The organism is Campylobacter sp. 2457A (assembly GCF_020135895.1).
Classification (GTDB): Bacteria; Campylobacterota; Campylobacteria; order Campylobacterales; family Campylobacteraceae; genus Campylobacter_D; species Campylobacter_D taeniopygiae.
Genome location: NZ_JACHTO010000005.1, coordinates 59,577 through 83,013 on the forward strand (window position 1 = coordinate 59,577; position 23,437 = coordinate 83,013).

At 29.8% G+C, this 23,437-nt stretch carries 22 protein-coding genes; 20 read left to right on the top strand and 2 right to left on the bottom strand.

The features are described from left to right. Window position 1: 1 nt before the first annotated feature. The gene (locus H2280_RS02845; protein ID WP_337215612.1) at window positions 2-1,048 is read right to left on the bottom strand and encodes a molybdopterin dinucleotide binding domain-containing protein; all 1,047 of its coding nucleotides are present in this window, start codon (window positions 1,046-1,048) and stop codon (window positions 2-4) included. Next, a complete protein-coding gene (locus H2280_RS02850) occupies window positions 966-2,363 on the bottom strand; it encodes a molybdopterin-dependent oxidoreductase (protein ID WP_337215613.1) in 1,398 nt (465 codons plus the stop codon). Before H2280_RS02850 ends, H2280_RS02845 begins: the two co-directional genes overlap by 83 nt. Window positions 2,364-2,632: 269 nt before the next feature. Here H2280_RS02850 and H2280_RS02855 point away from each other — a divergent pair, with 269 nt between their 5' ends. From H2280_RS02855 to H2280_RS02950, 20 genes are all read left to right on the top strand, one after another. Beyond that, on the top strand, window positions 2,633-4,171 hold the full coding sequence (locus H2280_RS02855; protein WP_337215614.1) for an ABC transporter substrate-binding protein: 1,539 nt from the start codon (window positions 2,633-2,635) through the stop codon (window positions 4,169-4,171). Further along, window positions 4,171-5,106 carry an ABC transporter permease gene (locus H2280_RS02860; protein WP_337215615.1) on the top strand — a complete coding sequence of 312 codons (936 nt, stop codon included), beginning with the start codon at window positions 4,171-4,173 and terminating at the stop codon, window positions 5,104-5,106. The genes H2280_RS02855 and H2280_RS02860 overlap by 1 nt, the downstream gene beginning before the upstream one ends. Further along, on the top strand, window positions 5,099-5,887 hold the full coding sequence (locus H2280_RS02865) for an ABC transporter permease (protein ID WP_337215616.1): 789 nt from the start codon (window positions 5,099-5,101) through the stop codon (window positions 5,885-5,887). The genes H2280_RS02860 and H2280_RS02865 overlap by 8 nt, the downstream gene beginning before the upstream one ends. Continuing rightward, window positions 5,884-6,594: an ATP-binding cassette domain-containing protein gene (locus tag H2280_RS02870; RefSeq protein ID WP_337215617.1), complete on the top strand. Its 711-nt coding sequence runs from the start codon at window positions 5,884-5,886 to the stop codon at window positions 6,592-6,594. Before H2280_RS02865 ends, H2280_RS02870 begins: the two co-directional genes overlap by 4 nt. Further along, complete coding sequence (locus H2280_RS02875; protein ID WP_337215618.1) at window positions 6,587-7,252, top strand: ATP-binding cassette domain-containing protein; 666 nt, start codon at window positions 6,587-6,589, stop codon at window positions 7,250-7,252. Before H2280_RS02870 ends, H2280_RS02875 begins: the two co-directional genes overlap by 8 nt. A gap of 129 nt (window positions 7,253-7,381) precedes the next feature. After that, window positions 7,382-7,771 (top strand): NAD(P)H-quinone oxidoreductase subunit 3, encoded by a 390-nt coding sequence (locus tag H2280_RS02880; RefSeq protein ID WP_137624020.1) that lies wholly within the window; start codon window positions 7,382-7,384, stop codon window positions 7,769-7,771. Beyond that, complete coding sequence (locus tag H2280_RS02885; RefSeq protein ID WP_137624019.1) at window positions 7,753-8,256, top strand: NuoB/complex I 20 kDa subunit family protein; 504 nt, start codon at window positions 7,753-7,755, stop codon at window positions 8,254-8,256. The genes H2280_RS02880 and H2280_RS02885 overlap by 19 nt, the downstream gene beginning before the upstream one ends. 2 nt (window positions 8,257-8,258) lie before the next feature. Continuing rightward, window positions 8,259-9,050: an NADH-quinone oxidoreductase subunit C gene (locus tag H2280_RS02890; RefSeq protein ID WP_337215619.1), complete on the top strand. Its 792-nt coding sequence runs from the start codon at window positions 8,259-8,261 to the stop codon at window positions 9,048-9,050. A 1-nt stretch (window position 9,051) separates the two neighbouring features. Continuing rightward, entirely contained in the window at window positions 9,052-10,278 is a 1,227-nt protein-coding gene (gene nuoD / locus H2280_RS02895; protein ID WP_137624017.1) for an NADH dehydrogenase (quinone) subunit D, read from the top strand. Beyond that, window positions 10,275-10,502 carry an NADH-ubiquinone oxidoreductase subunit E family protein gene (locus H2280_RS02900; RefSeq protein WP_337215620.1) on the top strand — a complete coding sequence of 76 codons (228 nt, stop codon included), beginning with the start codon at window positions 10,275-10,277 and terminating at the stop codon, window positions 10,500-10,502. Before nuoD ends, H2280_RS02900 begins: the two co-directional genes overlap by 4 nt. After that, complete coding sequence (locus tag H2280_RS02905) at window positions 10,499-11,191, top strand: hypothetical protein (RefSeq protein WP_337215621.1); 693 nt, start codon at window positions 10,499-10,501, stop codon at window positions 11,189-11,191. The genes H2280_RS02900 and H2280_RS02905 overlap by 4 nt, the downstream gene beginning before the upstream one ends. After that, window positions 11,188-13,650 (top strand): NADH-quinone oxidoreductase subunit G, encoded by a 2,463-nt coding sequence (locus H2280_RS02910; protein ID WP_337215622.1) that lies wholly within the window; start codon window positions 11,188-11,190, stop codon window positions 13,648-13,650. The genes H2280_RS02905 and H2280_RS02910 overlap by 4 nt, the downstream gene beginning before the upstream one ends. Next, window positions 13,643-14,641: an NADH-quinone oxidoreductase subunit NuoH gene (nuoH, locus tag H2280_RS02915; protein ID WP_137624013.1), complete on the top strand. Its 999-nt coding sequence runs from the start codon at window positions 13,643-13,645 to the stop codon at window positions 14,639-14,641. Before H2280_RS02910 ends, nuoH begins: the two co-directional genes overlap by 8 nt. Window positions 14,642-14,649: 8 nt before the next feature. Beyond that, window positions 14,650-15,291, top strand: a complete 642-nt coding sequence (gene nuoI / locus H2280_RS02920) for an NADH-quinone oxidoreductase subunit NuoI (protein ID WP_137624012.1) — start codon at window positions 14,650-14,652, stop codon at window positions 15,289-15,291. Next, the gene (locus H2280_RS02925) at window positions 15,288-15,806 is read left to right on the top strand and encodes an NADH-quinone oxidoreductase subunit J (RefSeq protein ID WP_137624011.1); all 519 of its coding nucleotides are present in this window, start codon (window positions 15,288-15,290) and stop codon (window positions 15,804-15,806) included. The genes nuoI and H2280_RS02925 overlap by 4 nt, the downstream gene beginning before the upstream one ends. Then, window positions 15,803-16,096, top strand: coding sequence for an NADH-quinone oxidoreductase subunit NuoK (nuoK, locus tag H2280_RS02930; RefSeq protein ID WP_137624010.1), 294 nt, complete (start codon window positions 15,803-15,805; stop codon window positions 16,094-16,096). The genes H2280_RS02925 and nuoK overlap by 4 nt, the downstream gene beginning before the upstream one ends. Window position 16,097: 1 nt before the next feature. Then, a complete protein-coding gene (nuoL, locus tag H2280_RS02935; RefSeq protein WP_137624009.1) occupies window positions 16,098-17,888 on the top strand; it encodes an NADH-quinone oxidoreductase subunit L in 1,791 nt (596 codons plus the stop codon). A gap of 1 nt (window position 17,889) precedes the next feature. Further along, on the top strand, window positions 17,890-19,386 hold the full coding sequence (locus H2280_RS02940) for an NADH-quinone oxidoreductase subunit M (RefSeq protein WP_337215623.1): 1,497 nt from the start codon (window positions 17,890-17,892) through the stop codon (window positions 19,384-19,386). Beyond that, complete coding sequence (locus tag H2280_RS02945; protein WP_337195866.1) at window positions 19,370-20,746, top strand: NADH-quinone oxidoreductase subunit N; 1,377 nt, start codon at window positions 19,370-19,372, stop codon at window positions 20,744-20,746. The genes H2280_RS02940 and H2280_RS02945 overlap by 17 nt, the downstream gene beginning before the upstream one ends. Before the next feature lie 12 nt (window positions 20,747-20,758). Next, entirely contained in the window at window positions 20,759-23,119 is a 2,361-nt protein-coding gene (locus tag H2280_RS02950) for a DUF7494 domain-containing protein (protein ID WP_337215624.1), read from the top strand. Window positions 23,120-23,437: the final 318 nt, after the last annotated feature.

Genomic DNA, 23,437 nt, shown 5'->3' on the forward strand with positions numbered 1-23,437 from the left:
CTTAAACTTTTGCAATTTCTACTAAAATAGAATGTTGTCCATTGCCTTTTGAAATAGCAGTTGGCACTATACTAGCTAAAGAATTAACGCAAGTTCCTACATCGATACCATTTTCATATTTAGCCCACGCTCCTTGAGGAGTGACTGCACAACCTGGTATGATTTTTGGTGTTACTTTGGCCATTCCTTGGATAATACCTAAGTCATTTCTAACTTGGATCACATCTCCTGTTTTAATACCTCTTGCTTGTGCATCAATAGGATTGATCCAAATTTCTTGAGGGTTTGTTTCTCTAATTTGTGGAATTTCCCAAAAACTAGAATGAGTCCTTCCTTTGTAGTGATATCCATAAAATTGTAAAGGATATTTTTCTTTTAAAGGATCAAGTATGCCTTCTCTTTGACTTTCAAACACAGGAATAGGAACGATTTGTTGCCCTTCTCTTAATTTCCAAGTTTTTTGCATTTTTGCAAGTTCATTACTATAAATTTCGATTTTACCGCTTGGGGTTTTTAAAGGATGATTGATAGGATCTTTTATAAATTCTTCAAGTGCGACAACAGGTTTAACCGGATCAAATTTTACAAGTCCTTTTTCGCACATTTCTTCAAAACTTGGCAAGAGTGGATTTTTTTTCATACTTTCTTCATAAAGATATTTTAACCAGTCTTTTTGAGTTTTTCCTTCACTAAATTCTTGTTCTATACCTAATCTTTTGGCAAGTTCGATACACATTTCATAAATAGGTTTTGCCTCGCCCACAGGTTCTATAGCTTTTTGACAATAGATAATATAAGGCCTATCGCTATAATATCCTGCGCTAGGTCTAATAAAATCTTCTTGTTCTAACATAGTCGCATCAGGCAAAATATAATCAGCATAATTATTAGATGGCGTTCTTGTAACATTGATATCAACAATGCATTCACACAAACTTTCATCGCTTAAAATGCGATCAACTTCCTTAATAGTGCTGTGCTGATTGGTTAAACAATTTCCTGCTGTATTGAAGATAAATTTGATATTGTTTGAGTTGTTTTGTTCCACGCACCCCATCACTAAGATCTGTCATTTCTTTACCGCGATAAATAGCATCGGTATATAAGAAACAAGGAATAGAATCTTTAATAGGATTTTTATAAGGCATTCCCATAATATCGTAAGTTTTACTTGATCCGGTGCGACAACCTGTATTACCTCCTTCTATGCCTATACTTCCTATCATGCAAGCTAAAGTTGCAATAGCTCTTGCATTTTGCTCCCCATTAGAATGTCTTTGCACTCCCCAGCCTTGTTCGATAAAACAAGGTTTGGTTAAAGCGATTTCTCTTGCAAGTTGAGTGATGCGACGAGATGGAATTTTTGTGATTTTGCTCGCCCATTCGGGAGTTTTTTCTATACCATCATAAGTTCCTAAAACATAACTTTCATAACTTGAATTTTTAGGTGCATCACTTGGTAGGGTATTTTCGCTAAAACCTATAGTGTAAGTATCAAGAAATTTCCTATCCAGTAAATTTTCTTTAATCATCACATAGGCTAAAGCTGCAATTAAAGCTGCGTCCGTTCCAGGAGCTATTGGAATCCATTCATCACAATGCCCTATACAAGAATCATTATATCTTGGATCAATATGGATAATCTTACAACCACTTTCTTCTAAAGCTTTATGATAAGCATAGCCTATGCCACCTCCGCCCATTCTCGTTTCTACATGATTAGCACCAAAAAAGATAGCGAGTTTTGCAGAACGTAGAGTCGCGATATCGCTTGCAGGAGATCCTCCATAAAAATAATTCATTGCATTTGTAATTTGTGCTGTTGAGTAAGAATTATAATAATTTAGATAACCTCCATATAGACTTAAAAGTCTTGCCCAAGGGCCTGAAGTGCAGCGATTGATAATAGTTCCGGTGGTTCCTGTAGCATAGGTGATAAAAAATGCTTCATTTCCGTATTTTTCTTTTACCTCTTTCATTTTTGAAGCGATTTCATCGAAAGCTTGCTCCCAAGAAATAGGCATAAATTTACCTTCTCCTCTTTTACCTACTCTTTTTAAAGGCCTTTTAAGTCGATTGGCATTATAAACCTTATATCTTGAACTTCTTCCTCTAACACAAGCTCTAGCTTGACGTGTGTCAAACTCATCTTCTCCTTCATTGTCCGTGCTAACGTATTTTACAACCCCATCTTGAGTATGAACCTTAATAGGACATTTTGTTCCACAATTTACATTACATCCTGCCCATTTTGTTACTATGGGCGAGGTTTTTAATAAATTCGAACTTAACTGCATAGGAGTTAAAGCTAAACCACCAAATAAAGAACTCCATTTTAAAAAATCTCTACGATTTTGCTGCATGTATGCTCCTTTGTATTTTGTTACAAAATATTTAATCATTATATTCCAAAAAAATATAAAATTCAAGTAAAATTAAGACTAAAAATGTCTTAAAATAGAGGTTTGCTTGTATAATTTTGATATTTAACCAATATTTATATTTATTTTAGTTTTTATAAATATTTAAATTTTGTAATGTAAAAATTTTATATTGATTTATCCCCTCTAGGGGCTTGTGGCTTGTTTGGTTTTATTTTATAATTAAATAAATACAATTTTTAAGGAAAAAGATGTTTAGATTTTGGATTTTTATCTTAGTTTTGTTTGTGAATTTACAAGCAAAGATTCCAAAAGATACTTTAATCATCGCAGTGGAAAATGAAATTTCAAGGATAAATCCTGCGTATAGTGAAGATCATGATGTGCTTATTAATCTTATTTTTTCAGGACTTGTTTATTTTGATCAGGATATGAATTTAAAACCAGATTTAGCAAAGTCTTGGAAAATCAGTAAAAATGGTTTAGTTTATGATATTTTTTTAAGGGATGATGTTTTGTGGCATGATGGAGTAAAATTTAGTGCCCAAGATGTTAAATTCAGTATAGATGCTTTTAAAAATTCGAAAAATAATTCTCCATTGTATGTTAATTTTGACAATGTAAAAAAAATAGAAATAATCAATCCTTATCACATAAAAATCACGCTTTTTGAACCTTATCCGGCTTTTTTGGATGCTTTAAGTATAGGAATACTGCCAAAACATTTGCTTGAAAATAAAGATCTAAATACAGCTTCTTTTAATGAGCATCCTATAGGAACAGGAGCTTATAAATTTGTTGAGTGGAAAAAAGGAGAATATGTAAAATTAGAAGCTAATGATAAATTTTATCGAGCTAAGGTTAAAACTCCAAAATTAATCATAAAGCATATTTTTGATCCTTTAATTGCGAGTATGGAACTTAAAAATGGCACTATAGATGCTGCTTTGATTGACAATTCTTTATTAAATATCTTTAAAAATAATCCAAAATTTAAGATTTTAAGAGAAAAATCGGTTGATTATAGAGCTTTAATGTTTAATTTAAATAATGAATTTTTAAAAGATGTAAGAGTAAGAAAAGCGTTAAATTATGCCGTAGATAGAGAAAGTATAGTGAAAAATCTCTTGCATGGATATGGCATGGTTGCCTTTCATCCTTTGCAAAATTCTTGGGCAAATCCTAAACATTTTAATTCTTTTAATTATGATGTGTTAAAGGCAGAAAAATTGCTTTTGGATGCTGGTTTTACTAAAAATAAAGATGGAATTTTTCAAAAAAATGGAAAAGAATTGAAATTTCAAATTTATGCTATGAGTAATGATCCTTTAAGGGTAAGTTTAGCAGGAATTTTGCAAAGTGAATTTAGAAAAATTGGGGTTTTAACGCAGATTGTAGCAAAGCCGGCTGGTAGTTTTGATTATTCTAAGGCTGATAGTTTTGTTATTGGTTGGGGGAGTCCTTTTGATCCTGACTTTCATACTTTTAGAGTTTTTGAAAGCTCTCAAGATAGTGATTTAAATGAACAAGGTTGGAATTTTGGGCATTATCATAATAAAAAAGTTGATGATTCTTTATTTAGGGCTAGAAATACTTTTGATCTAAATGAACGCAAAAAATATTATAAAGAATTTATTGATGCCTTATATGATGATCCTCCTTTTATTTTTCTTGTTTATTTAGATTTTGCTTTAGTTTATGATGCTAAGATTAAAGGCATTGAGTCTAGAATTTTGGGTCATCATGGTGTAGGCTTTACTTCAAATATTTATGAATGGGTTAAGCTCTAGTGCTTTCGCGTTTATTTTTTGGTATTTTAGTAGCTTTTTTAAGTACCTTTTTATGCTTTATAATGTTACATTTTAGCAAAGCCAATATAAGTTATGCTAATGGTAGCAATACTCAAAGCAAAGAATTTGTTAAAAGAGTGGAAAAAAATTTAGGACTCGATAGTCCCTTATTGATTCAATATAGAAATTGGATTTTTAAGGCTTTAAAAGGGGATTTTGGTATATCTTTTTTAAGCGGAGAAAGGGTGTTAAAGATTATAAAAGAAAGGTTTTTAAATACTTTGATTTTAAGTTTTAGCGCCCTAGGTATTTTATTTTTTTTGAGTATTTTTTTGGCTTTTGTGGAGTATCATTTTAAAAATAGTTTTATAGAAAAAATCATTACTTTTGTAACATTAAATTTTTTCGCCCTGCCTCCTTTGGTGATCGCATTGATTTTTATATTTATTTTTAGCTTTTTTGGCCATTTTTTATTAATCGGTGATATAGAATTTGAAAACGACTTTTTTAGTCGTTTAAAGCATCTTATTTTTCCTATTTTGGTTCTTGTTTTATCTCATTTGGCTTTATATTTAAGAATAGCAAGAAATCTTATCCATGAGTGTTTTTCTCAAATTTTTATACAAAATCTTTATGCTAGAGCTTTAAAACAAAGTGATATTAATTGTTTGGTTTTAAAATATTGTTTAGGTTCGATTATCTCTTATTTTGGAGCTACTGCTTTAAATTTCATCATGGGAACTTATATTGTAGAAAATATTTTTAATTTTAGTGGGATTGGATTTTTATTGATTCAAAGCATTATTTATAAAGATTTTCCTGTGGTTTTGGCTTTATTGTTCTTAAGTGTTCTTTTTGCGACATTGCTAAGTTTTTTAAGTGATATAATTTCTCAAATTTTAAATCCAAAGTTAAGAAAGTTTTCTTTTGTTTAAGATTTTTATTTATCTTTCACCCTTAATCGTTTTATCTGTATTGGCTTTATTAGCGCCATTTTTAGCTTCGTTTGATATTTTATCAATACATTTGCAAAATGCTTATCAAGCTCCAAATCAAATTTATATTTTAGGTACGGATTTTTTAGGTAGAGACTTGTATTCTCGTTTGCTTTTTGCTTTGAGAAATTCTTTATTAATAGGAGTTTTTGGTTCATTTTTATCCATTTTTTTTGCGATTTTTTATCTTTTTTTGGCGCGTTTATTTTTTTATACTTTTTGGATGAGAATATTAGATCTTTTTTTAGCCTTTCCTGCTTTTTTATTATTGATGTTTTTTCAAAATTTTATGAGTGTAAATATGCTACTCATGAGTGTATTAATCGCTTTAATACATTGGTGCTTCATCGCTAGGATGCTTGAGAGTGAATTAAAAAAATTAGAGAGTTTGGAATTTTATAAAGCAAGTATAGTTTTAGGAAGAACTCCTTTGAAAATTTTTTTAAAAGATCTTTTACCGGCTTTAAAATCATTGATTTTTACACTTTTTGTTTTTAATATTATCCATGCTATTGCTACAGAATCCACTTTAAGTTTTTTTGGGCTTGGTATGGGGTTTGAAATTCCAACTTTGGGAATTTTATTAAATGATTTTTCAAAAGCAGTTTTTGTAGGAGCTTGGTGGGTAATATTTTTTCCACTTTTAACTCTTATATTACTTTTTTTACCGCTTTTATGGTTGGGTAATTTTTTACAGGATCGCTGGGGAGTGAGATCTTGAGAGTTAAAAATTTAAATATAAGTTTTAAAAATAAAATTTTACTAAAAAATATTAGCTTTGAACTAAAAAAAGGTCAAGCTTTAACGGTGCTAGGAGAAAGTGGAGTAGGAAAAAGTTTATTAAGTAAAGCTTTAGTGAGGCTTTTGAATTCTAAATTTAGTTTAACCGCTGATGAATTTAGCTTTAATGGAGTTGAAATTTTAAAGCTAAAGAAAAATCAACTTAGAGAATTTAGATCTAAAGTCGCATTAGTGTTGCAAGATAGCGAGTTAAGTTTATATCCTTATATGGACTTAGGAAAATTATGCTCTTTTATTTTAAAAACTCATACAAATTTAAATCAAAAAGAGTATAAAAAATATGTTTTTTCTTATTTTGAACAATTGGGTTTTGAAAATTTGGATTTATTATGGCATTCTTATCCTCATGAGTTAAGTGTAGGGATGGCTAGGAGAGTGAGTTTAGCTTTAGCTTTATTGCACAAGCCAGAAATTTTAATTTGTGATGAGGTAAATGTTTCATTGGATGAAAAAAATAATCAAAAAATCATTCAAATTTTAAAAGAGCTAAAAAAAGATATTGCTTTGGTTTGTATCACTCACGATTTAGATTTAGTGCATTCTTTGGCTGATGAAATTCTTCTCATAGAAAAAGATCAAACTAAACTTTATACTTTGGATCAATTTTTAGGAAATATGAATGCTTAAAGTGCATCATTTGAGTAAATTTTATGAGATAAAAAAACATTGGTATTTAAAGAAAGAAAGATATACAGTTTTTAAAAATATTAATTTTTCTCTAGAACAAGGTGAAAATTTAATGATTTTAGGGCAAAGTGGTTGTGGAAAAACGACTTTAGCAAAAATACTTTGTTTTTTAGAAGATCCAAATGAGGGTGAAGTTTTATATCAAAATCACAATGTGCATAAGATCAACAAAGAAAAACAAAGACTTTTAAGAAAAGAAATACAATATTGCTTTCAAGATCAAAAAATGGCTTTAAATCCCTATAAAAAAATTAAGAATTTAATACAGGATGGTTTGGAAAATTTTAATTTAAAAAAGAATGATGAGGTGATTTTTGATTTTTTTGATCGTTTTGGCTTAAAGCGACAAATTTTAGAATGCAAACCTTATGAATTAAGCGGCGGAGAAGCTTCTCGTATAGGACTTATCCGTGCTTTAATTTTAAAACCTAAATTATTGATTTTAGATGAAATAACTTCAATGCTTGATACAAAAAATTCTAACGAAATTCTTTGTTTTTTAAATCAATACCAGCAAAAACGCAATATTTCTTATATTTTTATAACCCATCATAAAAATTTATTTGATAAATTCAAGTATAAAAAAATCCAATTTTAATATAAAATTAACACAAATTTTTTTATTCTAAGTTTTAATATAGAAATTTTAGAGTAAAATATTATCTTTGTGGGATAAAATTTTATTGCAAGACAATAAAAAATGTTTAAATTTAAAGAAGGAGAGCAAATGTCTCATATAGATGTGGCACACCCTTATTTTGGTATCTTTTTAATGATAGTGCTTGCTAGTGTAATCTTTTTCGGATTGGTTTTTCTAGCTTCAAAAATCGGCAATAATTTTGCCTCAAAAAATCGAAAAAGACTAGGACTTGGAATTTATGAATGTGGTCCTATACCTGTTAAACAAGCAAATAAAATTAATTCTCAATTTTTTATTGTCGCTTTGATATTTATTCTTTTAGATATTGAAGTCGTATTTTTATTTCCTTGGGCTTTGATTTTTAAAATCCTAGGATGGTTTGGACTTTTAGAAGTGTTAATTTTTATTTTACTTTTAGGAGTAGGTTTTTTATATGCATATAAAAAAGGAGCGTTTGCATGGCAGAGCATCAAATAAATTATGCTAGCGGTTTACCAGTAGTTTTAACTAGTGTTGATAAGCTTGTTCAATGGGGTAGAAGTAATTCTTTATGGGCTTTATCTTATGGTTTGGCGTGCTGTGCTATAGAAATGATGGCAGCAGGAGGTTCAAGATACGATTTTGACCGCTTTGGAACTATTTTTAGGGCTTCTCCTCGTCATAGCGAAGTGATGATTATCGCAGGAACTTTGAGTAAAAAACACGCTGAATTTACAAGAAGACTTTATGATATGATGCCTGAACCTAAGTGGGTTATTTCAATGGGAAGTTGTGCAAATACCGGAGGAATGTTTAATACTTATTCTACGGTGCAAGGAGTGGATCGTATTATACCGGTAGATATTTATGTACCAGGTTGCTCTCCTCGTCCTGAAAGTTTTCAATTTGCTTTGATGATTTTACAAAAAAGAATTCGTAAAGAAAAAGCAAGTCGTAAAATTGCACCAAAAAGGTTGGTATAAAGATGAGAAAATATAGTGATAAAAAAGATGTTCAATTAAAAAATTATTATAAAGATAGATTTTATCATGCTCCACATACAGCTAAGATCAATGTTGATGAGAGTGAATTTAAACAAGATTATGAAATTTTAAAAGAGCAAATTGGAATTTTAGATTCTTTTATAGAGCTTGATTTTTGGGTGATTCAAATCAATAAAGAAGATAATATTAAAACCTTGCAAATTCTTAAAAATCTAGGCTATATATCTTTCACTGAAGCAAGTGCTATTGATTTTGTTGCTTCTAGAAATGGTTTTGAGGTTTTTTATCAGCTTTTAAATATCGATAAAAAATTAAGAGTAAGAGTTAAAACTTTTGTGGGCGTTAAAGAAAGATTGCAAAGCGTTACTAGCGTTTTTAAAGGAGCCAATTGGAGCGAGAGAGAAATTTATGATATGTATGGAATATTTATCATCAATCATCCAAATTTAAAACGTATTTTGATGCCTGATGATTGGTATGGTCACCCTCTTTTAAAAACTTATCCTTTAAAAGGAGATGAGTTTGCACAATGGTATGAAATTGATAGAATTTTTGGAAAAGAATATCGTGAAGTTGTTGGACCTGAACAAAGAGATTCTGGCTTTGTGGATGATAAAGATACTCTTAATTTTGCAAGAATTTATCATGAAACCGCTAAAGGAGCTAATCCTAAAGAAATATCTTTCAAACAAGAATATCAAGAAGAAGAGGGCGTTGCTTTTGTGAAAAAAGTCAAACGCGATCAAGCAAAAATTTTAGAGAAAAGGCGTTAAAATGCAAATTCCTAGCAAGTTAAAACCTTATTATGAAAATATAGCTTTTGAACAAGAAGATTCAAAAATGATTATCAATTTAGGGCCTCAACACCCTTCAGCACACGGAAATTTACGTCTTATTTTAGAGCTTGATGGGGAACAGGTCGTGAAGGCACGTCCAACTATAGGTTATATGCATCGCGGTATGGAGAAAATGGCTGAAAATATGATCTATCAAGAATTTATTCCTACAACCGATAGAATGGATTATGTTGCAGCTTCTTCAAATAACTATGCTTATTGTGCTGCAGTTGAAAAATTATGTGGTTTGGAAATTCCACGCAGAGCCCAAGTGATTCGTATGATATTATTAGAACTTAATCGTATAGGATCGCATTTGCTTTGGCTTGCAACTCACGCACTTGATATCGGAGCTATGACTGTATTTTTATATTGTTTTAGAGAAAGAGAATATGTTTTAGATTTGATTGAAAAGTATTGTGGAGCGAGACTTACACATTCTTCAATGAGAATTGGAGGAGTGATGCTTGATTTGCCTGAAGGCTTTTTACAAGAACTTTTAGCTTTTTGCGATAAATTTCCTAAAGATATCGCTGATTATGAAGCTTTATTAGATGATAATCGAATTTGGCGCTTAAGAACTGAAAATGTTGGCGTGGTAACTAAAGAACAAGTTTTAAATTGGGGTTGTAGTGGAGTACTTTTAAGAGGAAGCGGAATTTGCTATGATATACGCAAAGAAGAACCTTATTTGCTATATAATGAAGTGGATTTTGGTGTGCCTTATGCAACTCAAGGTGATTCTTATGCAAGATATAAAGTTTATATGCAAGAATTTAGAGAAAGTCTTAAAATTTTAAGACAATGTGCAGCCCTTTATAAGGATACGCCGCCTGAAATTTTAGCTAACCATCCAGAATATGTTAGTGCTTCAAAAGAGCAAATTTTGACACAAAATTATTCACTCATGCAACATTTTGTTTTAGTTACTCAAGGCTTAAAGCCTCCAAAAGGTGAAGTTTATGTGCCTACTGAAAGTCCAAAAGGCGAGTTAGGATTTTTTATCCATAGTGATGGAAGCGGAAGACCTTATCGTTTAAAAGCTAGAACTCCTAGTTATTGGCATTGTTCTTTTTTTGAAGAAATGTTAGTGGGAACGTATTTAGCGGATGTGGTTGCGATCATGGGTAATGTAAATATAGTTTTAGGTGAGATTGATCGATGAGAAGGGTAGATTTAAGAAAGAGCAAAGCGCTCTTTGAGGATTTAGCACAGACTATTAAAGAGGTTAAGGTAGGGGAAGTATTGGTGATTCTTTTTGAAATCGGTGATTTTTCTGCTGTAGAAAAAAGTTTTTCTTTTGTAAAAGAAAATGGATGTGAACTTCTTAATTCTTTAAAATTTAATCAAGTCGATTGGACTATCGTTATCAAAAAGGAAAGTGTATGATTTATGAAAAGGCACTTTGTTTTTTAGATATGCCAAGCATTAAAAATAAAGATTTATGCACAAGAATTCAAGGCGAGAATATTAATATTTCTTGCTTAGAGGATAAGTTTTTAAAAGCTAAATTTTATAAATGTGAAATTGCAAGTTTGAGTTTTGTTTTAGCCTTGCTTTGCAAAATGAGTGATGAAAATACTTTTAAAGATTTAGATGAAGGTTATTTAAGTGCTGAATCTTGTTTTGGGGAAGAAGAAGCAAGTGATACATTGGATTTTTTAAAAACGGCAAAATATTTAATTATAGATAAAAATATTGATTTATACAAAGACAGTGAAAATATAAAATATTTTTTAAATTTTTTAAGCCAAAAGTATCAACTTAAAATTTTAGACAGCAATGAAAAAGAATGCCATTTTGAAAATGCAAAATTTAATCCTTTAAAAGAATTGGATAATTACGATGGATTAGTGCTTTTTAAGGCTGATTTGGATGACAATAATTTACATTGCTCAAAGCAATTTTTACAAATTTCAAAATGCAAAGATCAAAGCGAAGTAGAAATTTTAGCCAAAGATTTCAATCTTAAAACCACACTTTGTTTAGATGAAAATTTACAAGGCACTATTGGTTTTTTAAATCATGAAAATTTTGGTTTTGATTTTACTCAAATTCGCATAAAGGAAGCAAAATGACAGTTAAAATAAATGGTATAGATTGCGCCTTTGAAGAAGGCGAATATATCCTTAATATAGCAAGAAGAAATGATATTTTTATTCCTGCAATTTGTTATTTGACCGGTTGTAGCCCTACTTTAGCGTGTCGTATGTGTATGGTAGAGGCTGATGGTAAAAAGGTTTATTCTTGCAATACCAAAGCAAAAGATGGTATGGTTGTAGAAAGTGATTTGCAAAATTTATGGGATGAGAGAAATGAGATCATGCAAGCTTATTGTATCAATCATCCATTAGAATGTGGAGTTTGTGATAAATCTGGTGAGTGTGAGCTCCAAAATTTCACACACAAATCAAGAGTGAATGTGCAAAGACATTGGATAAAAGACACTCATAAACCACATAAACATTGGGGGATGATCAATTATGATCCAGCTCTTTGTATAGTTTGCGAACGCTGTGTCACAGTTTGTAAGGATAAGATCGGCGAAAGTGCTTTAAAAACTGTTCCACGTGGAGGAGATGCTGTAGACGCTGGTTTTAAAGAAACAATGGGCAAAGATGCTTATGCAATTTGGACAAAATTCCAAAAAAGTTTAATCGGCCCATCCAATGGTGAAAGTCTAAATTGTTCCTTTTGTGGAGAATGTACAAGTGTATGTCCAACGGGAGCTTTGATCGGATCAAAATTTCAATACAGCTCTAATGCTTGGGAGCTTACAAGAATTCCAGCAGCAAATCCTCATTCTAGTGATTGTGAGCTTATGTATTATGATATCAAACAAAGTGGAATTAGCGATCAAAAGCCTAAAATTTATCGCGTGAGTAATGATTTTGCTTTTGCAACTTTAAATAAAGCAGCAAGATTTGGTTTTGATACGCAAAATGAGGCTACTAAAGATGAAAAAGCTTTTAATGAACTTGTAGCACTTTTTGAAAAAAATGAAATTAAAAATATTAAATTCAATAGCTTTATAACCAATGAAGAGGCTTTGATTTTGCAAAATTTAAAGCATAAGTTTAATCTCAATCTTATCAATGAAGAAGCTTTAAAATTTAAAGAATTTCTTAATGAATTTATAGAAAATTCAGGAGAAATGTATAATGCCGTAAGTGATGATATCACCAAGAGCGATTTTTTAGTAGTTTTAGGAACTTTATTAAGATATGATGCGCCAACTCTAAGCTACAAAGTTAATAATTCTTTAGTAATGAATAAAGGAGCAGGGCTTTATTTTCATCCTATAGGGGATTTGGGTGTTGAAAAATATTCTAAGAATTTTCTTTCATGTATTCATAAAAGTGGAGATGAAGAGCAAATTTTATATTTTTTACTTCAAAAATTTACAACAGATGAAAGCATTAAGGCTCATTTAGCTGAATTTTTTGTTAAAGAAAATAAAGAAATTGAAGAAACGATCAATGAAGAAGTGATTGAAAAAGTTGTAGAAAAAGACGAAGAAGGTAATGAGATCGAAAAAGAAGTGAAAAAACTTGTTCCAAAAAAAGTAAAAAAGAATATAGAAGTGCAACGTTCTGTTTTTGCTAAAAATTTAGGTTTGGATGAAGATAAGCTTGAGGATTTATTGCTTAAAAAGTCTAAATTTACTCTTGTGGTTGGTAGCGATTTTTACTTCCACCATGATGCTAAAAAACTTGCTAAGTTATTAGCACTAATACAAACAAGCACTCCTTTTAAAGTTTTTCTAAATCCTACACATACTAATACTTTGGGTGTAGCGATGATTTGTGATTTAAGCGCTGATAAAGCAGAAGGTAAAACTTTGGGTTATAATGAAAAAGGAGATTTTACATTTTCTTATGAAGAGCACGCTGATTTGGCGAGTTCTAGTTTAAATCAGCAAGAAGGAACATTTTTAAATTATGATAAAAGAGTAGTTCCAACAAATGCTGCTTTAGAATTTGGCGGATATTATTTAAATGATTTATCTAATGCTTTAGGATTTGATCAAGAATATACCATTGATTATACAAAGAGACTTCCTATGGATAAAGGTTTTTCTCCTATTGAATTTGATAATTTGGAAAATTATTACACCAATGGCGGAGAATGCAAAAGGGGTTATCAGCTTAATTTAGATTGTTTTAAGAAAAACGCTAAGAAAGAATTTTTAGCTCCAAATTCTAATACTTTAGAGCCAAAAGATAATGATATTTTGCTTTATAGTGCAAATCCTAGTTATCAATTTGGTAGATTTTCAAATCGTGCAAGTGCGATCAATGAAGCAATATTTATTGGAATCAGTGAAAATTTAGCCAATGAAAGAAATTTAAAAGATAAAGACTTAGTAAAAATTACAATCAATAATAAAGAAATAAGCTTAAGTGTGCGTGTAGATAAGGATCTAAAAAACGGAGCTTATTTGCCATATTTTGATGAAAAGATAGATACTTTAAGCTTTTTTGATCAAAGATTTGTTTTAGCACAAATACAAAAAATAGGAGCAAACAATGAGTGATTTTGCTTTTTTTGTTTTAGTAACTTTAATAAAATGCGTTATTGTGGTTGCATTTTTTGCTACTTTAGCAGGACTTGCAACCTATGCTGAAAGAAAAGTTTTGGCGTATTTTCAACGTCGTATAGGACCTGATATGGTCGGTCCTTTTGGTTTGATTCAGCTTGTTGCTGATATGATCAAGCTTTTCACAAAAGAGGATATTATTCCTTATAATTCTCAAAAAATTATTTTTGCAATAGCGCCTCTTTTGTCTGCCATTTGTGCCTTTGTTTCTTTAGCAGCTATTCCAATGTTGCCCGAATTTACACTCTTTGGACATATTATCCAGCCTTTAATTTCTGATATTAATGTAGCTTTACTTTTTGTTATAGGAACTTCTGGACTTTGTTTTTATGCGGTATTTTTAGGTGGGCTTTCAAGTAATAACAAATGGTCTATTTTGGGTGCTGCAAGAGGGCTTGTAGCTATCATTTCTTATGAAAGCGTTGGAGCTTTGGCTTTAATGGCTATTGTGATGCTTGTGGGTTCTTTTTCTTTGGTGGATATTAATAATTATCAAAACGATGGAATTTTGTCTTGGCTTATTTTTAAACAACCTTTAGCTTTTATACTTTTTGTTATAGCTCTTTTTATCGAAACCAATAGAACTCCGCTTTGTCTAACAGAAAACGATGCTGAAATTGTTGCTGGTTATGGAACAGAATATTCCGGACTTCGTTGGGGTATGTTTTTCATCGGTGAATATGCTAGTATGATAGCGGGTGCTATTTTAATTTCTTTGCTATTTTTAGGAGGTTTTAATAGCTTTTGGATTATTCCTGGTTGGATTATGATGATATTAAAATCAGTATTTATTTTCTTTTGGTATTTTTGGGCTAGAGCCGCTTTTCCTCAATTGCGTCCTGATCAGGTAATGAGGATGTGTTATTTAATTTTAATTCCTTTGGCAGTTTTAAATCTTTTAATTACAGCCTTAGCAGTGCTTTTATAGGAGTTTAAATGAAAAATTATTATTTGGTTGATGAAAAAAGAAAAACGCCCGTTACGACGTGGCAAAAAATTTTACAAGCTTTAAAAAGAAGTATCAAACTTGAGCTTTTTGTGGGTTTATGGGTGGTGATGCGTGAAATGCTTAAAAGAAATAATAGTGCAACCATAAAATATCCTTTAGAAAAACTCCAACTTGATAATCGTTATCGTGCAGTGCATAGGCTTATGCGTTTTATAGAAAGTGAAAATGAAAGATGTATAGGTTGTGGGCTTTGTGAAAAAATTTGCATCAGTAATTGTATAAGAATGGAGACCTCCCTAGATAAAGATGGACGCAAAAAAGTAAATAATTATAGTATTAATTTGGGGCGTTGTATTTATTGTGGATTTTGTGCTGAAGTATGTCCAGAACTTGCTATAGTTCATGGTTTAGAATATGAAAATGCAGCAGAGCAAAGATCTTATTTTGGCTATAAGCAAGATTTTTTAACTCCTATTGACAAATTAAAACAGCAAGTAGAATTTGAAGGAGCTGGAAGTCTAAGAAAAGATGCTGATTTATTGGTTAAGAAAACTCCAAATTATTATGATGCAATGCAAAATAAAGCCTTAGAAACTCAAGATCAAAATTCACAAGGAGAAGTCAAATGATAGAAACTTTAGCCTTTGTATTTTTTAGCATATTTGTCTTAGGATTTTTTTTAATAGCGGTTTTAAGCAAAACTATGCTTTATTCTCTTTCAGCTTTAGCTGGAGGAATGGTATTTTTATCAGGATTTTATTTTTTATTAGATGCAGATTTTCTAGGTGCGATACAAATCATCGTTTATGGTGGAGCTGTGCTTGGAATTTATAGCTTTGCTATGATGTTTTTTGATGCTTCTAAAGAATTTAAAGAAAAGATTAAAGCTAAAAAAAGTTTTTTTGTTTTGATATTTTTAAGTGCCATTTTTCTTTTATTTGCTATCTTAGGTTTTAAATATCAAAATGTAAAAACAGATCTACCTTTGCAAGATTTAACTTTATTTAATAATAATCAGCAACTTGCTTTACAGGTTTTCTCAAAATATCTTTTAGGCTTTGAATTTATAGCTATATTACTCTTGATTGCTCTTGTTTGTGCCATAGTACTTACTCACAAAGAGCTTTTAAAGGAAAAACAATGATAGAAAAATATTTTTTTATAGCCATTTTAATGTTTGTGATTGGGCTTATTGGAATTTTAAAAAGACAAAATCTCATTATGTTATTTATTTCAAGTGAAATTTTGCTCAATGCTGCAAATTTAGCTTTAGTGGCTGCTTCAAAAATGCATCAAGATTTAAATGGTCAAGTTTTTGCACTTTTTATCATAGGTATTGCAGCTTGTGAAGTGGCTGTTGGAGTAGCTTTATGTGTGCTTTGGTATAGAAAAAATGGCACATTAGAATTAAAAAGTTTAAAAGAGGAGGCTTAGTATGCAAAATTTAGTTTTAGTTTCACTATTGAGTCCTTTTATATCCTTTTTATTTGCAAGTTGTTTTTCTTTAAGCCAAAGAAAGATTTTTGTAGGTTATATATGCGGGATACTTATAGCCATTGGAACTTTTTGTTCTTTGTACTTGCTTTTTAATAATTTTAGCGGCAATATAAGTTTTTTTGAATGGTTTATAGGGGTTAATTTTGGTTTTAATATAGACTCTATCTCACTTACAATGATGTGTGTTGTTGGTATTGTGGCTACTTGTGTGCATTTTTATAGCATTTTTTATATGGCACACGATGAGGGATTTAACAAATTTTTTGCCTACTTAGGACTTTTTGTTTTTTCCATGCTTTTTTTAATCACAAGTGATAACTTTTTAGGTCTTTTTGTAGGTTGGGAAGGTGTTGGACTTTGTTCTTGGCTTTTAATAGGCTTTTGGTATAAAAATAATACCTATTCTTTTGCGGCTAATGAAGCTTTTATTATGAATAGAATTGCTGATTTGGGTATGCTTTTAGGAATTTTTTGGCTTTATATCCAAGTGGGAACTTTAAATTATGATGAAGTTTTTTCCAAGGTGCAAAACCTTGATCATAATGCTTTGATTTTAATAGCAAGCTGTTTATTTATAGGTGCTATGGGAAAATCTGCACAATTTCCTTTTCATACTTGGCTTGCTGATGCGATGGCGGGACCTACTCCAGTTTCAGCTTTAATCCATGCTGCAACCATGGTTACAGCTGGGGTTTATTTGGTTATTAGAGCAGGAGAAATTTATTCTTTGGTTCCTGAAGTTTCTTATTTTATAGCTATTCTTGGAGCTTTTGTGGCTATATTTGCCGCTTCTATGGCTTTGGTGGCAAGGGATTTAAAACGTATCATAGCGTATTCTACTTTATCTCAACTTGGATATATGTTTGTAGCGGCTGGACTTGGAGCTTATGGTATAGCTTTGTTTCATTTGGCAACCCATGCTTTTTTCAAATCTTTATTATTTTTAGGTGCTGGAAACGTAATGCATGCTATGAATGATAACTTAGATATTAAAAAAATGGGTGGATTATTTAAACCTTTAAAAATCACGGCTATTTTTATGACTATAGGATCTTTAGCTTTGGTAGGAATTTATCCTTTTGCAGGATTTTTCTCAAAAGATTTGATTTTAGGATATTCTTTTATAATTCATAATCATGGAATATTTTTAGTGCTTTTAATTGCAGCTTTTATGACAGCTTTTTATAGTTTTAGGCTTTTAATGCTTGTATTTTTTACCAATTCAAGACACGATGCACACCCACATGAAGCAAGTAAAATAGCACTTTTAGCCATGACTCCTTTGATGATTTTGGCAATTGTTTCAGGATTTTTTGAACACAGCTTTTTTAAATATATCAGCTCTAAGCTTGTATTTATAGATGCTCAAGATCATATCGTGATGATTTGTGCCAGTGCAGCAGGAATTTTAGGGATACTTTTGGCTATCATTGCGTATAAATTTTCTTGGTTTAAACCAAGCATAGAAGAAAACAAAATACACAAACTTTTAAGTAATGATTATTTTATACCACATTTTTATCATAAATTTATAGTAAATAAATACGAAAGTTTATGTGCAATTATGAAACATTGCGATGTTTTTATTTTTGATGCAATTGTTGAAAAAATTTCTTTTTATGCTAATTTAATTTCTAAAAAAATGATTATGCCAAATAGCTTAAATTTAATGCTTAGATTTTTGGTGGCTGGTTTTGTGATTTTACTTATTTTGGCAAGGATGGTGTAAAATGCTAAATTATTTAATTTTATTTCCTCTAGCCGCTGGTTTGATTACTCTTATTTTAAACCGTGGCGGAGTAAAGATTTTTAGCGTTTTGGCGAGTTTAATTATACTTGCTTTAAATGCTAAATTTTTCTTTGATGGAATTAATGGGGTTGATTTTGAATACAAACTCCCTTTTAAAATAGCTAATTTATTTGAATATCATGTTGGAGTAGATAGTATTTCTTTAGTCTTGATGCTTTTGAGCTCTTTAATGATATTTTTAAGTTTTTTATTTTTAAAAATTGAAAAAAAGGCAATTGTTTCTTGTATTTTCTTTTTAGAATTTGCCATTATGGGGTTATTTTCTTCACTTGATGGTTTATTGTTTTATGTATTTTGGGAATTTTCTCTTTTACCTTTGCTATATATCATGGGTGTTTATGGCAAGGATTATAGACCAGGTATTAAATTTTTCATTTATGCCTTTGCCGGTTCTATTTTAATGCTCTTAGCCTTAATTTATCAAGCGTATGCTACTTATAAACTTTTAAATGTTTTCACATTTGATTTAGAAATTTGGAAAAATAATGCCTCCGCATTTAGTTTCAATGAACAACTTTTACTTTTTGGAGCATTTTTCATTGCTTTTGCTATTAAAGCACCTCTTTTTCCATTGCACACATGGGCACCAAAAGTTTATGCAAATTCGCCAATTTTAGTTTCTATGATGCTAGTTGCTTTTAAAATGGCTCCTTTTGGTTTTTTGCATTTTTGTTTGCCGCTTTTTCCGGATGCGAGTGTTTATTTTATACCTTTAATTGCAGCTTTATGTATCGTAAGTATTATTTATAATGCTTTAATTGCCTATCGTGCCTCAAATTTAAAAGAATTGATCGCTTATAGTTCCATTTCTCATATTGGAGTTATGGTTTTAGGGATTTTTTCTTTAAATATTTTAGGAATCACAGGAGCTGTATTTTATATGTTTGCACATGGTTTAGTTACTGGAAGTTTATTTTTAATGGCTGAACTTTTATATAAAAAATATGGAACTTTAGAAATTTCACATTATCATTCCTTAGCACGCAAGGCGCCTTTATTTACTATCTTTTTTGCTTTGATTTTGCTAGCGAGTATTTCTTTACCTTTAACCATATCTTTTGTAGGAGAATTTTTAGCTCTTTTAGGTATCGCTAAAGTAAGTTTGCTTTATGCGTTTTTAGCGGGATTTGTGATCATACTTGGAGCGATTTATATGCTTGCTGTATTTAGAAAAATGTTTTTTATGCAACAAGATACAAATCTTGAAAGTTTTTCTTTGCATACAAGAGAAATTATTACTCTTGTTATGGTAGCTTTTTTAATTTTTTCTTTGGGTTTAGCTCCAAAAATTTTCTTAAATCCACTAGAAAAAAATGTTAATTCTCTTGTTGAATTAATGAAAACAAGAGCCATAAATCAAGAAAATATAAATTTTTTAAATCATATTAAAGGAGAAAACAATGTTAGATTTAGATAATATCAGTAATTTAAATATCTCCTTATCTTATCCTTTTTTGTTTTTAATTGCTATTGCTATTATTCTTTTATTGTGCTCGGCTTTTGGAAAATTTCATAGGACATTTTATATAGGCACTTGTGCTTTATCTTTGATCGTTAGTACTTTTTTAATTTTAAGTAATGTATCTTCTTCTGGTTTAGGTGCATCAAAGGCATTTTTAGGAACTTTAAATAATGATATCTTTTCTTTTTATAGTTCTTTAATCATTTTATGTTTTTCATTTTTATATCTTTTGATGCAAAAAGATGAAAACAAAGGTGAATTTTATAGTTTGTTTATGTTTATGATTTCTAGTTTATTGCTCATGGTATCGAGTTCAAATTTAGTTTTAATTTTCATAGGACTTGAATCATCATCTTTGGCTCTTTATACTCTTATAGCAATGCGTGGAACTCATAATGCTGTTTCAAGTGCTATCAAATATTTTAGTGTTGCTGCTGTAGGTTCTGGATTTTTCGTGATGGCTTCAGCTTTGATTTATATGAAAACAGGAACTTTAGACTTAGATGCAAAATTGGCATTAGAAAAAGATCCTATACTTTTAACCGCGGGAGTGATGATTTTTGTTTTATGTGCTGTAAAACTTTCTTTAGCTCCTTTTCATTTTTGGTTAAAAGATGTATATTTTGCAACTTATTCAAATTTGGCAGCTTTTATTTCAGTAGTGCCAAAAATAGCTATGTTTGTGGTAGTATTAAGACTTTTTGGATTTTTTGATCATATTGGATTTGAAAATATTATCAGTATATTGGCAGTGTTTTCTATGTTAGTCGCTGCAATTGCCGCATTAAGTCAAAAAGATGTGAAAAAAATGTTCGCTTATAGTTCTGTGGTACATTCTAGTTTTGTTTTGGCTGCTTGTATTCCTTTATTTGATACTAAAGAAGGGGTTTTAAATCCTATATTTATTTATTGGGCCTTGTTTAGTTTTTCTAATTATGGTGTGTTTTTAATTTTAAGTAATTTCCGTTTCACTTCATTTGAAAATCTCAATGCTTTATTGACCAAAAAACCTTTAATCGCTTTGTCACTTGCTTTTTGTGTGCTTTCACTTGCAGGAATTCCACCTTTTGGAGCTTTTTGGGGAAAAGTTATTGTTCTAAAAACCTTAATTATTGAAGATTATTGGTATTTGGCTGTATTTATGGCTTTAGCTTCAGTATTTATGCTTTATTCTTATTTAAAAGTAATTATTCACGCTCTTTTTGTTAAGAGTAGTTCTGAAGCTTCTTATGTGCAATTTAATTTTATACAAGGTTTTGTTTTAGCTATTTGTGTATTAATAAGCATTTTTGGTGTTATTTTTATAAAAATATAATATAATTATTTTATGAGAATTATATTTTTACTTTTATTGAATGTTTATATTCTTTTTGCTTTTGAATTAACTTTAAATACTGGCCGCGAAAATAAGCAAAATTTCGCGGTTTTACATGTTCAAAATGATTTAGATTTTACTTGTCAAAAATTTGTAACTGAAAATAAAATACATTTTGAATGTATTATTCCAGGTATTGTCGATACTCCTTTAAATAATCAAAATTTTGCAACATTTGATTTGAAATTTTTCAAAGAAACTCAAAAAATTAAAATGGTTATATTGCCTAAAACAGACGCAAGAATGTTTGATTTATCTCAAAATATATATATTGATAAAGAATTAAGCAATTCCACTTCTCATAAAAGCAAGGGCTTTACTTTTGTCTTCACTGATAATTTAATCAGAAAAAGAGATTATGATGGGCTTAATTTTGGTATTAATTTTCCGTATGAAAGCTTACCTTATGTAGGAGCACTTGATTTAAATTCTAATCCCGTTGTTATTCCTCAAAGTACGGATATTAATACTTATTTACGCATTAAAGATGAATATGATAAAGCAAATTATCAACAAGTAGCTATTGATGCTGATAATGCAATAAAGCGTTACGCAAAGAGTATTTTTATGAGCGAATTTATTCTTTATAAATTAAGAGCTGAAAATCAACTTTATACTCAAGATCCTAGCTTTAGGGACAGAAAAATTTTAGAAAAAATGATTGCAGATGCTAAAAATTGGACTCGAACTTTTACAAGTGATAGAAATTTTTTCGAAGTATCTTATATAATGCTAAGAGCTTACATTGCTTTATCTAAGAATTCTGATATTAATTATATGATGTCAATTTTAAATAATCAACCTAATAATTATTTTTCTCAATTAGCAAAGCTTGATTATGCTGATTATCTTTATAGCTTAAGAGAAAGAAGTAAAGCTATGGATATTTATGAAGATATTTATCTAAATACTAAGAATTTAGATTTAGCTGCTAGAGCGGCGATGGCTTTGGCTAAAGATAGCATTTTAAATAATAACATAAATAAAGCAATGGAGTACGCAAATACGATTTTAAAAGCTAATCCGCAGTATTTTGGAAAAGATAGATTTAGATCTTTAGATCTTGCCAAACTTTTTGATCAAAATAAGCAATACGGTATCAGCTCTAATATTTATCAAAATATTTTTAATAAAATGTCAAGAGTGAGTCAAAAATATGAGGAAGTTTTAAAAGACTTAGCTTTAAGTTTGTCTCGAGTAGGAAAAGTGAATGAAGCTAAAAAATATATTAATTTATATTTAAATGAGTATTTAGACGACGGTAAATATTTAGATGAGATTAGAAAAGCTAGAGATGAGTTGTTTTTTGTGATGGATGATGAAAATTCTACACTTTCACATAAACATTATGCTATGCTTATAAAAGAATATGCTCAAAAAGATGAAAATATAGTTAATAAAGCTTTAGATAAAGATATGCAGCTTTATTATAAAGAAGGAAATTTTAGTGCTATTTTGGGATATAAAAAACAAATAGAAGAAAGAAAACTTCCTAATTCTTTAAAATTATTACAGCAAGCTGCGGTTGATCTTTTAAATAGCAAATTAAAATCTGATAATTGTATCGAAGCAACGGCTATTTTTGCACAATTTAAATCTTATGAAATAGGGCAAAAAATAAATGATAAAAAACATATGTTAGATTGTTTTATCAGAACTTCTAAAGTTGAAGAAGCTATGGATTATGCGGATAAAAATTATAATGAAGATCCTATATTTTTTGGATTAAAAAAAGCATCAATGCTTTATGATAATAAGCAGTATAGGCAAGTTTTAAAAATTGCCAAAGAAATAGCCGAGTCAAAAATTTTAAAAAGTGATGAGGAGAATTTTAAAGCTTACTATTTGCAATTTTTGTCTTATTTAAAAATGGATGATTATAATAAGGCTATTAGTGTATTAAAAATTTTAGAGACTTTTCCAATGAATTTCAATATGGTAGAAGCCTATGATACTTTATTATCTTATGCAGATGATCATAAGATGCAAACAACGATTCTTACTTATGCTCCTAAAGCTATTGATTATCAAAATTTGAAAGGAATTAATCTTTATAGTCCAAATCTTGAATTTATTTATCTAGACACTTTAGCTAAAGTGAATGAAAATGAAAAGTCTTTAGCTGTTTTAACTGATTTATTAAAATTAAAACTTTCTGATGATGATAGAGCAAGGGCTTTGTATATACAAAGTTTAACCTATGAGAGAATGAAAAATACTCAAGCTGAAAAAGAAAGTTTGCAACAATGTTTAAAATTAAAACCTTCAAATTGGCAAAATTTATGCCGCGATAAAAATCAAATTTTAAAATAGTTTTTAATTATTTTGTATTTTATATTAAAGCTTTAAAGAGTTTTTTTAAAGCTATATCTTTTTTGCTTAAACAATTTTTATTAATTTATTAACTTTATTTTCAAGCACATTTAGCTCACATTTCACATTCGCTTCATTTTATTCTTTTATTATTAGGTGTTTCATATTTAGAATATTAAAACCAATTTTCTAAATGAATAAAAATATTTTAGGAGAAAAAATGAAAGAAAAAACAAAATCTTTTGGCGTATCGTTAAAATTAACCTTTTATATAGGTGTTTTGATAGTTATTATATTAGCCGTTACGAGTACTATTAG